Source organism: Janthinobacterium sp. SUN118, assembly GCF_030397695.1.
Classification (GTDB): Bacteria; Pseudomonadota; Gammaproteobacteria; order Burkholderiales; family Burkholderiaceae_D; genus Janthinobacterium.
In genome coordinates, this window is record NZ_JAPUBV010000002.1 from 140,627 (window position 1) to 155,346 (window position 14,720).

At 63.4% G+C, this 14,720-nt stretch carries 15 protein-coding genes; 3 read left to right on the forward strand and 12 right to left on the reverse strand.

Translation table 11 applies throughout. The features are described from left to right. Positions 1-93: 93 nt before the first annotated feature. The 3 genes from O0880_RS16250 to O0880_RS16260 form a co-directional block, all read right to left on the reverse strand. Positions 94-534, reverse strand: coding sequence for a CHRD domain-containing protein (locus O0880_RS16250; protein WP_289887454.1), 441 nt, complete (start codon positions 532-534; stop codon positions 94-96). 189 nt (positions 535-723) lie between these two features. Continuing rightward, positions 724-1,281 carry a helix-turn-helix domain-containing protein gene (locus O0880_RS16255; RefSeq protein ID WP_071326735.1) on the reverse strand — a complete coding sequence of 186 codons (558 nt, stop codon included), beginning with the start codon at positions 1,279-1,281 and terminating at the stop codon, positions 724-726. Between the two features lie 75 nt (positions 1,282-1,356). Next, a complete protein-coding gene (locus O0880_RS16260) occupies positions 1,357-1,545 on the reverse strand; it encodes a hypothetical protein (protein ID WP_289887455.1) in 189 nt (62 codons plus the stop codon). A gap of 10 nt (positions 1,546-1,555) precedes the next feature. On the opposite strand from O0880_RS16260, the gene O0880_RS16265 reads away from it, so the two are divergent. Beyond that, positions 1,556-1,783: a hypothetical protein gene (locus O0880_RS16265; RefSeq protein ID WP_156894971.1), complete on the forward strand. Its 228-nt coding sequence runs from the start codon at positions 1,556-1,558 to the stop codon at positions 1,781-1,783. On the opposite strand, the gene O0880_RS16270 is transcribed toward O0880_RS16265, so the two are convergent. From O0880_RS16270 to O0880_RS16285, 4 genes are all read right to left on the reverse strand, one after another. Continuing rightward, entirely contained in the window at positions 1,780-2,787 is a 1,008-nt protein-coding gene (locus O0880_RS16270) for a spore coat U domain-containing protein (RefSeq protein WP_071325566.1), read from the reverse strand. The two genes, O0880_RS16265 and O0880_RS16270, sit on opposite strands and share 4 nt — an antisense overlap. After that, positions 2,787-5,147: a fimbria/pilus outer membrane usher protein gene (locus O0880_RS16275; RefSeq protein ID WP_289887456.1), complete on the reverse strand. Its 2,361-nt coding sequence runs from the start codon at positions 5,145-5,147 to the stop codon at positions 2,787-2,789. The genes O0880_RS16270 and O0880_RS16275 overlap by 1 nt, the downstream gene beginning before the upstream one ends. Before the next feature lie 66 nt (positions 5,148-5,213). After that, positions 5,214-5,948, reverse strand: a complete 735-nt coding sequence (locus tag O0880_RS16280; protein WP_232250986.1) for a fimbria/pilus periplasmic chaperone — start codon at positions 5,946-5,948, stop codon at positions 5,214-5,216. An 11-nt stretch (positions 5,949-5,959) separates the two neighbouring features. Next, complete coding sequence (locus O0880_RS16285; protein ID WP_071325568.1) at positions 5,960-6,490, reverse strand: spore coat U domain-containing protein; 531 nt, start codon at positions 6,488-6,490, stop codon at positions 5,960-5,962. Positions 6,491-6,838: 348 nt separating this feature from the next. Here O0880_RS16285 and O0880_RS16290 point away from each other — a divergent pair, with 348 nt between their 5' ends. Then, positions 6,839-7,645, forward strand: a complete 807-nt coding sequence (locus tag O0880_RS16290) for a response regulator (protein ID WP_071325569.1) — start codon at positions 6,839-6,841, stop codon at positions 7,643-7,645. Positions 7,646-7,658: 13 nt separating this feature from the next. Here O0880_RS16290 and O0880_RS16295 read toward each other — a convergent pair whose 3' ends face one another. The 3 genes from O0880_RS16295 to O0880_RS16305 all read right to left on the reverse strand — a co-directional run bounded on the left by O0880_RS16295 (position 7,659) and on the right by O0880_RS16305 (position 11,979). After that, complete coding sequence (locus tag O0880_RS16295; protein ID WP_289887459.1) at positions 7,659-10,217, reverse strand: TonB-dependent receptor; 2,559 nt, start codon at positions 10,215-10,217, stop codon at positions 7,659-7,661. Positions 10,218-10,546: 329 nt separating this feature from the next. Beyond that, positions 10,547-11,137 carry a nicotinamide riboside transporter PnuC gene (gene pnuC / locus O0880_RS16300; protein ID WP_289887460.1) on the reverse strand — a complete coding sequence of 197 codons (591 nt, stop codon included), beginning with the start codon at positions 11,135-11,137 and terminating at the stop codon, positions 10,547-10,549. A gap of 80 nt (positions 11,138-11,217) precedes the next feature. Further along, a complete protein-coding gene (locus O0880_RS16305) occupies positions 11,218-11,979 on the reverse strand; it encodes a PEP-CTERM sorting domain-containing protein (protein ID WP_289887461.1) in 762 nt (253 codons plus the stop codon). A 245-nt stretch (positions 11,980-12,224) separates the two neighbouring features. Between O0880_RS16305 and O0880_RS16310 the strand changes: the two genes are divergently transcribed. Next, on the forward strand, positions 12,225-12,977 hold the full coding sequence (locus O0880_RS16310) for a transporter substrate-binding domain-containing protein (RefSeq protein WP_289887463.1): 753 nt from the start codon (positions 12,225-12,227) through the stop codon (positions 12,975-12,977). Between the two features lie 7 nt (positions 12,978-12,984). Here the strand turns inward: O0880_RS16310 and O0880_RS16315 are convergent, their stop codons facing one another. Both O0880_RS16315 and O0880_RS16320 read right to left on the reverse strand, forming a co-directional pair. After that, positions 12,985-13,686, reverse strand: coding sequence for an isochorismatase family protein (locus O0880_RS16315; protein WP_289887464.1), 702 nt, complete (start codon positions 13,684-13,686; stop codon positions 12,985-12,987). A gap of 87 nt (positions 13,687-13,773) precedes the next feature. Beyond that, the gene (locus O0880_RS16320) at positions 13,774-14,640 is read right to left on the reverse strand and encodes a pirin family protein (RefSeq protein ID WP_289887466.1); all 867 of its coding nucleotides are present in this window, start codon (positions 14,638-14,640) and stop codon (positions 13,774-13,776) included. Between the last annotated feature and the right edge of the window lie 80 nt (positions 14,641-14,720).

A 14,720-nucleotide genomic window follows, 5' to 3' on the forward strand; every position in this document is an offset into this window, starting at 1 on the left:
CTCGTCCGCCGTCAGCGCGGCGCAAAAAAAGGGCCGCTCGCGCGGCCCCAAGGAGGTTCTGGGGAGAAACCGGATTGGGTGCAGGCCAGGGCCTTACTTCGGCTTGAGCTGGGCGCGGATCTCGCCGCCCGGGTAGCTGGCGCTGTGCACATTCACATACAGGTTGCCGGCCTGGTAGCTCGCGTACTGGGGCGGCGTCAGCGTGGTATTCGGCGGCACGGCAAACATGCCTTCGGCCGTTTTCACCAGCGGGACGATGACGGGGCCATTCGCGCCCACGGGCGCTTCGTGGATATGCGCCACGGTGGCCACCATGCCCGTATAGCGCACGCCGCCGCTGACGCCGCGGTCGGGGCTCACGCGGATATCGCTACTGCCGCTGGCCGTGCTGGTATTGGCCGGCACTTCCTGCGCGCCCGACAGGGTGACGCCATGGCCGCCAGGGTGGTGCGGTCCATGGGAACAGGCGCCCAACAGGGCCGCCAGCGCCAGCGCCGCGGCAGTGCGGCCGGCGTGTTGATGCAATGTGCTCATCGCAATACTCCTAGAACGGACATCGGATCGCGGATGGCGCCCGCCCCGGATCGCCGGGCGCACGCCGCACTGGTGCTGCACGTATGTCGCGCAAAAAAATCTTGCCGTAGTGCGACAGTAACGCCATGCGGCATTGCCCGTTTTGCTTTTTGCCAAACTTAGGCTGGTTTTCCGTGCCACGGCGACACGTCAGGCCAGATGCCCTTCCGCCACCCAGCCGCGGTTGGCCGCCGGCGCCTTCGGTTTCGGCGCGATGCCGCTGCTTTTTTCCGCGTCGAGGATGATGCTGCGCATGCTGTCGCTGGCGGCCGGCCCTGGCGCGAACGCGTAGTACTCGTCATTGATGGGCAAGCCCGTCATGGCGTCGACCAGCACCGGATCGGCGGCCAGGCCCGTGTCGCGGCTGGCGATCACCAGGCTGGCGCCTTCCGGCGCGAAATTCTCGTTACCCCAGGCAATAAAGGCCAGCAGGACGGGCTTGAACGCGCGTCCCGACTTGGTCAGCACATAGTCATAGCGGGGCGGCTTGGCGCAATACAGGCGGCGCGTCATCAGGCCGCCTTCCACCAGGTCGGCCAGGCGGCGCGTCAGGATGGTGGGGGCGATCTTCAGGCTCTTTTCAAATTCGTCGAAGCGCGTCTTGCCGTAAAACGCTTCGCGCAGGATGAGGATGCTCCACCATTCGCCCACCTTGCCCAGGCTGCGGGCGATCGGGCAAGGCAAATTATTAAAGTTGGTATGTTTCATGACCATCTCCTCACAGAAATTCCAGCACAACAATCGAAAAAAATCACGGTTACGTCAATTTGCACGCTACAGACTTCAGTTACTATCCATGTGATAGCCACTCGCACCCCATGGCGGTGGCTTGAAAATACGCAAAAACTCACTTTTTTCTTGCTCTAGTACAATAATGTCTTGTTCAAACACCCTAAACCCGGTGCGGAAAACGTTGCCAGTCAGGCCAGCACGCGCGACTGCCAACAGGCGTTTTTCACTCGATGCGTACACGATGACTCCTTTGAAGTTTGCAGTCCTGCCAGCCCTGCTCGCCCTTTCCCTCTGCCAGACCACCACCGCCGGTACCGTCTCTTCCGCGTCGCTCCAGGCCAGCTTCGTCATCCGTGAGGCTTGCACCATCCATGCGCACCGCGCGCAGGCGCAGGTGCAATGCAGCCACGACACGCCCTACCTGATGCAGCGCCAGGTCACGCCATCTGGCGCCAGCCTCGTCACCGTCAGCTTCTAAAAGTAAATCGTCGCCGTCACCGTATCCTTGTAGTCGCCGGGACGCGGCGACACCTGCGCCGGTACCCGGCCATACACCGTCACCGGCACGCTCACGCCCGTGCCCGTCCCCGTAAACATGCTGGTGCCCGCCGTGCCATCGCCCCATAGCGGGCCATCGAGGGTCGACGAGAGGCGATAGCTGACCTTGTCCGTCGTCAGCGTATTTTTCATTTGCCGGTTGGCCACATTGGCCGCCACGCTGCCGCCGTTGAAGGCGATCTGGTAAGCATTGTTGTTCACGCAGCGCACCGACAGGGTGCTGGTGCTGCGCAGGTTGCCCGTCAAAATCGACGCGTTGGCGAAAGCCATCGGACTGGCCGTGATCGTGCAATCGTTGACGGCCGTCGCATTCACCGTAAAGCCGAAGCTGCCGCTGTTGACGGTGCAGCCGAACAGGTTGACGAGGCCATACGTGGTGTAGGTGTACGTGCCCTGGCCGGCAAAGCTCGACGTGTAGACGGTATTCGCGTTGGCCACCGTCGGCACGGCCGCCAGGCTGGCGCCGGCCGGTATCTTCGCGTACACGGTAAACGTCGTGGAATACGTGCCGGCCGGGGCCAGCAAGCCGGCCGACAGGAATATCGTGAAGGTCGACGGCGCGCCCGGCACGCCGGCGCCGCCCCAGATCTTCGCCGTCGCGTACGAACTGTCCACGTAGACGTTGTATTCCATCCGTTGCGTGCCATTGCCCAGCTTGCGCGGCAGGGCCGAGGTGGAATTCGTGCCCAGCCCCAGCGAGATGCACGCCTGCGCATTTGGCGTGAGCAACTGCCCCAAGTTCAGCGAGAAAAACTGGCAGCTGAGGGTACCTGTTGCCTGTGCCACATAATCGGTGCCGGAAATCGGGCTGACGTTGCCGAAATCGATATTCGTCATGCTGACCGTGCACGTGTCGGCCGCCTGCGCCGCGCCGCCCCAGGCGCAGCCCAGCAGCAGGATCAGGCATGGCAGCAGGCGGCGCATCAGCGGCCTCCCCCGGCGCCGCAGCGCAGCGGGCCGATCGCGGGCAAGCCGCCGGTTGCCGGGCGCACATAGGCAAAGCGCACCGTGCACAGGCTGTCGCCCTCGCCAATCTGCAATTGATTTTCCTCAAGCAAGTCATCGACGAAGGCGATGCCGTCGAACCCCACCACCGTGCGCTTGCCGCTCTGCACGTGCAATACGGGCAGCCCGGGCGCCAGCGGCTTGCCGTCCGCATCGTGGATGATGATGGTGGCCGCGCTATAGCGTTCGATCGGGAAGGCGGCCAGCACGCCCGCCAGGTGCTGCGGCACCACGTTCAGATTGGTCACGGGCACGCGCGCATCGACGTCGAGTTCATCCGTGGCGATGCTGATCTGGTTATTGCCATAGGGATTCAAATTTGGCACCAGCAAATAGCCGCTGCTGCCCGTCACGCCGATCTGGCGGTTTTCATGCAAGACGGGAATATTCGCCACGCCGGCCGTGGACACCAGCGCGAAGCCGTTGCCCACCTGGCGCGCCGCCGCCACGTGGCCATCCATCAGCACCAGCGCGCCGGTAGCCCCGAGCGAGGCGGCATTGCCCGTGTCGCCGTGCTGCGTGCGCGCGGACACGCGGCCGTAATTGCCCAGGTATTCCAGCTGCGCCTGGCGATAGGCATTGCTGCCGACGGTGCCCGCCTGCACACCCCAGCCGAAGCCGCCGCCAAAGTCGGCCGTGCGCTGCACGCTGAGGCTGCGGCCATTCTCGCCATTCTGCCGGTTGCCGTTCACGCTGACGGCCAGGTTGTTGTCGAACGCCATGCTCAGGCCAAAGTAGAAGCCCCGCTTCGCGCGTTGCCGCAGATCCTGGAACAGGCTGGCGTTGAAGAACAGGCCGTGGAACAGCGTGGCCGAGTAGCCGACGGTGGCCAGCTTCGATGGCGGCGCGCCGGGCGTGCGGTAACTGATATAGCTGGTGCTGACGCTACTGCCTGCCGGCAATGGCAAGCTCACGGTAAGGCGGTCCGCCGCGCGCACCACGGGGCTGCCGTCGCGCGAGGCCAGGTCGCCGAAGCCGGCGCTGGCGCGCACGCTTTGCGCATCGACGCTGAAGCGCGGGCCCAGGTATTGATAGCCGGCGCTCAGCTGCGCGCCGCGGCTGCTGCCCGTGCTGGCCGACAGCGCACCGTTGAGGACGCCAGCCTGGCCCAGCCGCCACAGCACGCCCGCGCCCGCCTGGTACAGGCCGGCGGCCAGCTCCGCATGGCCTTCGACGGTGAGGCTGTCGCTGACGCCATAGCGGCCCGACGCGCTGGCGACGAGCTGCCGCTCATAGCCGAACAGGCGGGTGCCGTAGTCGCGCCGCACGGCGCCGGCCTCGAACGAGTAATCGCTCAGGCCGCCGGCCAGCATGCGCGTGTCGACATACAGGGGCAGGACGGTCGTCACGCTGCGCCCCAGCGCATCGTGCGTGATGATGGTCGCTTGCCCGGCGCCATTGATGCCGGCCACCTGGTTCAATACGAATGGGCCGCTGGGCACGCTGGCCGCATATTGCTGCACGCCATTGACGTACAGGCTCAGCGACGAAGGCACGAGCGCCGTGCCGTCGACGGAGGCGACGGGAAACGTCAGCAGGTCGGGACGCAGCTGGAAATTCTTGCGCCACTGCACGCCACCGACGCGCACGGCGCGGCTCCAGCTCAGCGAGGAGGTAATCAGGTCGCCCACCTGCCAGGTGCGCAGGGTGTCGGGATCGGCGTGGCTCCAGAACGTGTCGAAGCGCATGTACTTGCGCTGGCCCGTTCCCAGGTTCAAGGTGCCCGTATTGCTGAACACGCCGCTGTCATTGAAGTAACGCACATCGTTGAACAGGGCAAGGCGCCGCGTCTGGCCCAGCTCCGCGTACGCTTCGTAATTGAGGACGGCGCCCGGCGTGACGCGCGCCGGCGGCGTCTGCGCCAGCGCGCGCGCGCTGATGCGGTAGGGCGAGCGCAACTCGTCCGCCACCTGCAGCGAAATGCTCTGGCGCGCCGCGTCATAGTCATAGCCGAGTCCGGGAATGGCATCGAGCGCCACCTCGGTCTGGCCGGGCGCACCGAGGCGCGCCGGGTCCAGCCCAAGCTGCTGCAAGTTCGCCACACTGCTGCGCAAGCCTTTACCCACCTGGGTAAAACGCAAGATCAGCCCCGTTGATTCAGCATTCACACTCACCTCCAGATACAGTTCATTCGGCGCCGCCGGGTCGCTGGGCAGGCGGGCCGGGCCGGGATCGGCACCCGACTCGCCGCTTGCCGCCGCGCCATCGGCCCTGGCCAGCGGCACCATGGCCAGCAGCAGCAAGGTCCAGCAGGTCCGCCATGTCAGTGCGCGTTTCATGGTTTAACCCGGTTGCGCCCGCTGCCGTGGCACGCCACCAGCGCGCCCGCCATGACGGCAGTTTTGTTAAGGTGTCGAGTTCTTGGCAACGAGCGCCTTTGCATTCACATTGACCGTTATAGTCAGCGGCCCGTCGAGCTCCGCTTCCCGCGCGACGGGCAATCGCCAGACGCGCATGCGTTGCGCCAGCACATAGCCAAACAATCCCTTGCTGATGACAAATTCCTTGCCGGCCTGGTTGCTCAGTGTCATCGCACCGATCTGGGCGTGGAAGTTGCCGCTGTTCTTGACGCGCAGCATCCATTCCCCCTCCTGGCGGAACACGTGCCAGTCGAGGATTTCCTTGCCTGGCGCGCCGCTGGGCAGCACGAACACGGGCACCGAATAGCGCAGGCGGATATCGACGCCGCTGCGGCCCGCCTCATCCTCGCGGCTGACTTCATCGATGAGCACGCGATACGTCTTTTCCTGCGCCGCCGGACCGGCCTGGGCGCGCACCAGGCGGATGGTCTGCCGGCTGTTCGCAGCCACTTCGACAATCGGCGGACTGGCCACCAGCTCCTGCGTCGGCGCCAGCACTTCCTCGCCATTGCGCTGCTCCCAGGCGAACACCCGCACCTGTCCGTACATGGGCTGGTCGCCGAGGTTTTGCAGGTTGATTCCCGCCGCACTCTGTTCGGCGCGGAAATTGATCGTCACCGGCGAGATCTGCAGGTTGGCGGCCTGCCCGCCCGCGGCGCAGCACAGCGCAGCGAGCAGCGCCAGCAGCGGCCTGAACAAGGAGGCGGAGCGGACCTTCACGCGGGCCCGCCTTAAAAGTACACGGTGGCGGTGATGGTCGACTTGTAGGTATCGGGCGCCGGTGTCGCCTGTGGCGGAATGTTGCCGTACACGGTAATGGGCTGGGAAGAACCCGTGCCCGTGCCGCCCACGGTATCGGTGCCCTGCGTGTCGCCCCACAAGGTGGCCCCCGCCGTCTGGTACAGGTTGAACTGCACCTTGCCGAGGTTGCCGCCGGTGCCGCTCATGTAGCGCGTGGTGCCGGTCGACCCCGTGCCGGAACCGGCGGTCAGGCCCACGTTGTAGGGCGTGGTATTGGTGCAGGTGACATTCACGGTCGTATTGACGTTAACGGCAGTAGCCAGTACGCCCTGACTTTGGCCAAAGTCGAGATTGGCCGCCGAAATGGTGCAATTGGCGATGATTTTCAGGGTGACGTCAAAGGTCGTGTTATTGCTGCCGTTCAAATACACGGCCGCATCCGCCGAGCCAGGCAGAAATGCCGTACCGGCGATGGCGACGCTGGCGACAGCGATCAAGCGGGGGAAAGTAGCTCGCAACATAATACCTCCTGATGATGGAACATCATTAATGAGCCCTCCAATATGAAGGGCATCGAGGATAGTCACGGTATTGCCGGCGTTTTCTTGGGCACGCAAACCAGGACAACAAATTACAGGGCTGAGAGCCAGGAACGTGGGGGCATCAGCTTTTTTTGCCGCATTTGCAAAACAGATTTTTTAACAAGCGACATTGCTTAAAATCAATGCCTGAGTGAATTATTAGCGATCTGGGAAATCGCCGCTTCTGCTGGCGGCGAAACATCTTTTGAAACACGAGAAAAGCAGAAAAAAAAGAAAAAGCGAGGCATAATAAGCCACAACTTGCTTTTTGGTTAAGTCATCCATGCCATGCCATTGACCAGCGAAACCATCAAAAAAAACATCTTGATCGTGGACGATTCCGCGTTCGAGCAGCGCATGCTGATGGAGCTGCTCAGCGAGCAACCGTACCGTTTCAGCATTGCCTTCAACGGCTACCAGGGCTACCAGCTGGCGCTGGCCACGCGTCCCGACCTGATCCTGCTCGACGTGCGCATGCCGGAAATGGATGGCTACACGGCATGCCGTTTGCTCAAGGCCAATCCCGATACCGAGCAGATCCCCGTGATCTTTCTCAGCGGCGCAGATGCCGCGAAAGAACGCATCATGGGCTTGCAAGTGGGGGGCGTCGATTACATTTCGAAGCCATTTACGCCGGAAGAGCTGGCCGCGCGCATCCATATCCACCTGGGATTGATGCGTAAAAGCAACAGTACGCCGCCCGCCGTCACGCCGATCGGCGAGCGCCAGCAGCATCCGGACCTGGTGTTCGTCAATGCCGTCAAACAATTAATACTCGATAACCTGGGCAGCCTGCCCAACCTGTCCGAGATCGCCCGCAGCGTGGGCACCTACCGCGAAAAGCTGACCCTGATGTTCCGCGAGCAGACGGGCATGACGGTATTTGCCTTCATCCGCGAAGCGCGCATCGCGCGCGGCGTGGAATTGCTGCAGCAGACCGACATCGACGTGCAGGATATCGCCCTGCTGATCGGCTTTCACAATGCGGGCAACTTCGCCACGGCCTTTCGCGAACGCATGGGCGTCACGCCCAGCGCCTACCGCCAGCGCCTGCAGGAGCAGACGGGCCAGCGGCAGGTGTCGAACGGACACTAAGGCTGCCGCCAACTCAGAACTTGTAGTTCAGCTTGAGGGACGCGAAGCGGCCGCGCGGGTCGGCCTGGGTATAGTCGAAGCCCGACGCCGAGTAATCCCACGGCGCGCGCTTGTTGGCCAGGTTTTGCACGATGAAGGTGACGTTTGCCGCCGGCGTGACTTGCCAGCTGGTGGTCACGTCGAACGTGCTGAAGGCGGCCACCGATTCATCGAGATGCGTGTTTTGCGCATAGCTGCCCACATAGTTCCACGTCAGGGTCGACGACCATTTGCCCTGCTCCCAGGTGGCCGAGGTGACGCCGCGCCATTTCGGGATCGAGCCGAAATAATTGGTGCCGGCGCCATCCGTCAGCGGCGCGCCATCGGACAGCGGCTCGGCAAAGCGCAGCACGCGGCTCAGCTGGCCGGCCAGGGTCAGCTTGCCCCAGTCCTTGTCGACGAAGCGCTGGCGCAGGTCCAGGTCGATGCCGGACACTTCGCGCTGGCCCTGGTTGCGGTACTGACGGTACAGCGTGGTGATGCGGCCGTCGGCGTCGCGCGTGATTTTTTGCGGCGCCGTCGCCTCGTTGGCGATGGTGGTGGTGGCGCTTTCCGTGCCGATCACGCCATCCTGCTTGATGCGGTAGTAATCGAGGCCGATGCTCGAGCTGCTGGTGGGCGAGACCACCACGCCCAGGTTCAGATTGTTCGAACGCTCGGGCCGCAGCGCCGTATTGGCGATGGTGATGGCCGTCACGCCGCGCGTCTGCGTCGGCGTGATCGGGTCGCGCGGATCGAGCACGCTGACATAGCTGACGGCCGTGCTTTGCGTGATTTCCGGCAGCGACGGCGCGCGGAAACCGCGCGACACGGTGCCGCGCAGCAGCAGCCACGGCGCCGCCTGGTAGCGCGCGCTGGCCTTCGGCGAGAACGCATTGCCAAAGTCGCTGTAATGGTCGGCGCGGCCGGCCAGGTTGACGGAGACGTCTTTCACGACGGGGACGTTAAATTCGGCAAACAGGGCCGACACATTGCGCGAGCCATTGATGATGTTGATGGCCGGCCGCAACTCCGTGCCCGACAGCACGGCCGTCGAGGTTTGCGAATCCATCTTTTCGCGGCGCCACTGGGCGCCGGCGGCAAAGCCCAGCGGACCGGCCGGCAATTGCCACAGGTCTTTCGCGGCCGAAAAGTCGAGCGTGTCGAGCGTCGATTCGGCCGGACGCAGGGTCGACAGGCGCAGGCGGTTGCGCACGGCTTCGCTGTTTTGCGACTGGTCGAAGAAATTGTAGCTGCCGTCGGCCAGCACCTTCTGGAATTCATAGCGGTTGACGAAGTTCTGCACCGTCTCTTCCAGCTTGCTGCTCGAGTGGGCCACGGCCGCATCCCAGTCCCAGCCCGCCAGGGTGCCCTTGACGCCGGCCAGCGCGCGGTAGAACGTGACCTTGTCCTGCTTCAGGCGCGGCCCCAGGTCGAACAGGGTGGCCGTGAACGGCAACGGCGTCGCGCCCGGATTGTTCGGATGGCCCACGGGCAGCACGACGGGAATCGTGTCGAGCGCCTGCGTGGCGTTGTTCCACACGCGCGTGGCATTGTTGACGGTCAGCGGCGCGCTGAAGGTCTGGTCGGCGCGCGAGTAGCTGTGCAGCAAGTCCACATATGCTTCCGTGTCCGCGTTCAGCTTGACGGTGGCGCGCGCGGCCGTATGCACGCGCTGGATGCCGGGAATCAGGGTCTTGTACGGCGACGGGTTGTAGGCCAGCACCTGGCCCGTCTTGCCGGGCGTGATGTCGCCATAATTGACCAGTTGCAGCGGTCCGCGCACGCCGCCCAGTGTCCGCGTCGGATCCGTGCCCGCGTAATTGGTGATGGCCCAGCCCAGGCTGCCCCGCTGCTGCTGGCGGAAATCCGCATCGCGCATCCACGCCACGTCGCTTTGCTGCAGCTTGTCGCGTTGCTGCGCATCGATCGAGAAGACCAGGCTGTAGCCATCTTCCTCGAGCTTGCCAAAGCCCGTCTGCAGCGCCGCGCTCTTTTCGTGCTGGCCCGTGCCTTCGGTCGAGCCACCCCACTGCGCCGTGATGTCGGTGCCCGTGAATTCCTTGTACAGGATGATGTTGACCACGCCGGCCACCGCGTCGGAGCCGTAGACGGACGAGGCGCCATCCTTGAGTACCTCGATGCGCTGCACGGCCGCCATCGGCAGGCTGTTCAGGTCGACAAAGGTTTCCTGCAGGTTTTGCGCCGTCGCATAGCTGGCCACGCGCTTGCCATTGACGAGGATCAGGGTGTTTTTCTGGCCGATGCCGCGCAGCGACAGGCCCGAGGTGCCGGCCGAAAAACTGCCCGTGTACTGCTCGTTGTAGCTGTTGCCGCTGTTGGCGGAGATCGCACGCAGCACGTCCGAGACGCTGGTCTTGCCGCTGGCTTTCAATTCCTTGGCGGTGATGACCTGCACGGCGCTGGCGCCCTCCTTTTCGCTGACGCGGATATTCGACCCGGTGACGTTGACGCGCACCATCTCCTCCTCGGCGTGGGCGAAGGCGGGAAAGGCGGCGGCGATGGCAAGACTGATGGCGAGTGGTTTGAACATGGTTTCCTCTTATTGGGATTGCAGCCTCTTTCAGATAAAAAAGGCCGAGCGGGGGCACGCGGACCGGGTAGGCCAGCGGACAACAACAAACGGGGGCAGGAACGAATTACGGGATGCGTGGACGCGCACGCATCGGCATCCACTGCGCCATGCATTGCATGGTCAGCTGGTGCCGGGTGGCGGAAAAAATGGCAGAAAAAGTAAAGCGCAACATAAAAGACACCGGTAAGCGGGGAAATGCCACTATATCGCGGTGCCTTTATGGCGTGAACGAATTAAAAATTGAATGTATATACGATTTGGATCTAAGGACTTGGTTTTTGGCAACGTCAGGCGTCGGCCAGCGCTGCCGGTGCGGCCGCCGCGCGGCGGGCCTGCACGCCCCACCAGTACCAGGAAATCAGCGCATTGACCCAGTAGGCGGCGTACAGCACGGCCGTCAGGTGCAGGCCGCGGCTGTAATAGAGCGGCACGGCCACGGTGTTGACGAGCAGCCAGAAGGCCCAGGTTTCGATGCGCCGGCTCATCAGCAGGAATTGCGCGATGATGCTGAACACCAGCACGGCCGAATCGATGAAGGGCGCGTACGCATTCGTGAAGCGGTGCAGCAGCAGGCCGTAGATCGCCACGGAGGCAATGCCGGCCGGCACGATCCAGGCCAGGCTGCGCCAGCCCGTGCGCGTGATCGGCAACGGCTTGCCGCCCGCGCCGCGCCGCCATTGCAGCCAGCCGATGACGCAGGTGACGATGAAAAACAGTTGCAGCATCACGTCGGCGTACAGGTTGACCTGGTAAAACAGCACGGTAAACAGGACGCAGCCGACGATGCCGATCCACCAGGAATGAATGTTGTTGCGTCCGGCCAGGATGATGGAGACGGTCATCAGCGCGTTGGCGGCGATCTCGAGCGGGGGAGTCAAGCGGTGGTCCTTTGCGGGGCAGTGGGTGGGTGCACCGCGCCACTATAGCCGATTTGCTCCCCCGCATCACGCCAGCGGTATCAGCCTGCCCGACGGCGCCGCACGATGCCGCACAGGGCCAGGCCGGCAAGCAGCATCGCATACGTGGATGGTTCCGGTACGGCCGAGAGCGGGGCATAAGTGAGCGTCAATACGGGATTGAGAACGCGCAGCTTGGTAGTCGATGGCGTCGTCCAGGAATAGTAGCCTTCATCGCCCTGTCCGGGGAACCAGTCTCCGCCACCCGGCGTCAGCCCAAGCCAGGCGGAGACGTTCAGGTCAATCTGAAACGCCTGCGGCAGCAGCAGCGTGCTGTTTTGCAGGGAAAACGGCACAGTTTCATTCAGGTTGTTGAAAGTTAATACTTTTTGCACATAATTAGCCGGATGGGCGTCTGGGTCATAGGCGCTAAAGGTGGCCTGCGAACTGTTTGTCGCGGTGCCGCCCCAATACGAATTGGGCCACTTATCGGGATAATCAGGTGCCGGTATCAATTCGCCGCTGATCACGCCGCTATACTCGATGCTGGTCACACGATAGCCATCGCGCGCGCTGACACTAAAAAAATCAAATTTCATGTCGCCACCGTTCCATTCATACCTCTCCGTTACCGAATAGTCGATAGTGGCAATATTCGTCAGGTCGAACTTGGCCACATTGTTGCTGTCGGAGAGCAACTTGAGGCTGACGCCCCAACGATCGTCAATCGTAAAACCTTGCGTTTCTATCGTAGTGCCGGCAAGTGCACTGGACGAGAGGCAAAAAGCCAGGACGGCAGCCAGGGCGGACAATGAATGTGCCATATATATTCCTCGAAGTGGTAGCCGCCAAAATTAGCAACTAAACAATTAAACCACTGTTTTTTAATATTATCAAATATATATTTTTCAAGAAAATACCGTCGTGAGCGGTCGATGCCTGCTGCGCAGGCCCATGGCTGGCTTGGCTACCATGAGCCACGGCATGGGGAAAAGTGGATGCCGTGCTTGACTTCCGTGGCCATTCTGGCAAATTGAATATCAAGTTGAAACTCTATGGAAGCACCCGTATGCGCCTGCGCCATTTCCTGTTTGCGGCAGCGCTTGGCATCTCCGCCCTGCCCGCCCTGGCTTGCCGCATGACGATGGCGCTGGAGCAGTGGCCGCCATATGTGTATCGCGATGCGCAGGGCCGCTATACGGGCCTGGACCTGGAATTGCTGCAGGCCATCTTCAGGGAAGCGCGCTGCACGCTCGTCACCTTGCCGGAACTGCCGACGGCGCGGCGCCAGCTGCTGTTCCAGCAAGGCGGGCTGGACCTGATGCTGGCCGCGTCGGAAACGCCGGAGCGCCAGTCGTATGCGCGCTTTTCCATTTCCTACCGCGACGAAACGGTGGGCATCTTCAGCAAGCCAGGCAACCAGCATCCGATCGACAGCTTCGCGCAGCTCGCGCGCGGCAAGTCGACCCTGCTGGCGCCGAAAGTGGGCTGGTATGGCCCGCAGTACGCGGCGGCCAGGCCGGTGCTGGAAAAAGAGGGCCGCCTGAATGCATTCGGCAGCTTCCAGCAAGGCATACGCATGCTCGACGCGGGCCGCGCCGAGCTGCTGATGGGCGACGTGCTGGCCGTGCGCCACGAGGCGCGCCTGCAGGGCGTCGCCCTGAACGCCCTGCCCTTCCTCGCCCTGCGCGCGCCCGTACACCTGATGCTCAATACGCACAGCACCAGCAGCGCCGACCTGGCGCGCCTGAACGCCGCCATCACGCGCCTGGAACAGCGCGGCACGCTGGCGGCGATACGCGCCCGCTACGAGGCGCCGTAATCATGCATCAGCCCTGGCTTGCCGCTTCCAGTATCTCCAGCTTCGTCTCGCGGCCATTCTTTTGCACGCCCTGCGCCTTGTCGTAGCTTTCGATCAGCGCGCGGTATGGCGGCACGATATGGTCGGTCATGATGGCGGCGAACTCCATCGCATCGGCGCGGTTCCAGGTGCTCATCACTTCTGCCAGCACGGCATACGTGTCGATCGGCACGGCGCCGGCCTGCGTCACGCGCGCCATGGTGATGTCGGTGGCCATTTTCGACCAGTTGCCCGAGGCGTCGATGATGGCAAACACCTTGTAGCCGGCCGCCAGCGCGCTGATGGTGGGGAAGGCCATGCACACGCTGGTGAGCGTGCCGGCGATGAGCAGGGTCTTGCGGCCCGTCTTTTCGATGGCGTCGACCCAGGCCGGATTGTCCCAGGCATTGATCTGGCCCGTGCGCGGGATGTAGACGGCTTCCGGGTTGAAATGGTGGATTTCCGGGATCAGCGGGCCATTCGGGCCATCGGGCACGGAAGCCGTGGTGAAGGTCGGCATGTTGGCCAGGCGCGACAGCTTGGCCAGCGCCGTGACGTGACCGCGCAGCACGTGCTGCTCGATGTCGCGCACCAGCTGGAACAGGCCGCTCTGGTGGTCGATCAGCAGCATGACGGCGTCGTCGGGATCGATCATCGGTGGCAAACCTTGGAAGTTGGCGGGGGTGCTCATGGTAGTCTCCTTGAGGTGGCGCCGCCTGGCGGCGCCGCGTGAATTCCCATGCCGCGGGATGCGACATGGGTTACTGCACAAAACGGCTTACTGCCCGATGCGGGCAAAGCGGCCGCTGTTGAAATCCTCGAACGCCTGCACGATTTCCGCCTCGGTATTCATCACGAACGGGCCATGGCCGACGATGGGTTCGTCGATGGGCTCGCCGCTCAGCAGCAGTACCACGGCGTCGTTGTTCGCCTCGATGGCGATGCTGTCGCCATCGCGCTCGAACAGCGCCATCTGCGCTTCGCGCAGCACGCTCTCGCCGTTGACCAGCACCGTGCCGTGCAGGACGATCAGCGCCGTGCTCCAGCCTGGCGTGACGGGCAGTTCCGTCAGCTTGCCCTGGGCCAGGCGCATGTCCCACACCTGCATCGGCGAGAACGTGCGGGCCGGGCCATGCTGGCCGTCGAACTCGCCGGCGATCACGCGCACCGAGCCTGCACCATCGGGCAGCGCCACCGTCGGAATCGTGTCGCTGGTGATGGCCTGGTAGCCGGGCGCCGTCATCTTGTTGCTGGCCGGCAGGTTCACCCACAGCTGCACCATTTCCAGGGTGCCGCCCGACTGCGTGAAGGCGGGCGAGTGAAACTCTTCATGCAGGATGCCGGCGCCGGCCGTCATCCATTGCACGTCGCCGGGACCGATCACGCCGCCCTGGCCCGTCGAATCGCGGTGCGCCACTTCGCCCTTGTAGACGATGGTGACCGTTTCAAAGCCGCGGTGCGGATGCGAGCCGACGCCGGGCGGACGGGTGCCGGGGGCAAATTCGGCGGGACCGGCATAGTCGAGCAGCAGGAAGGGGCTCAGCTGCTTGCCATGGCCGCTGTACGAAAACATCGAGCGCACGGGAAAACCGTCGCCGACCCAGTGCTGGCGGGGTGCGCTGTAGATACCTGTGATTTTGTTCATCTCGATCTCCTGTTGGGGTTTGCATTACGATGGAGACAGAATACGCTTGCAACGATGAGGGCGGTAGACGGTAAAATCCG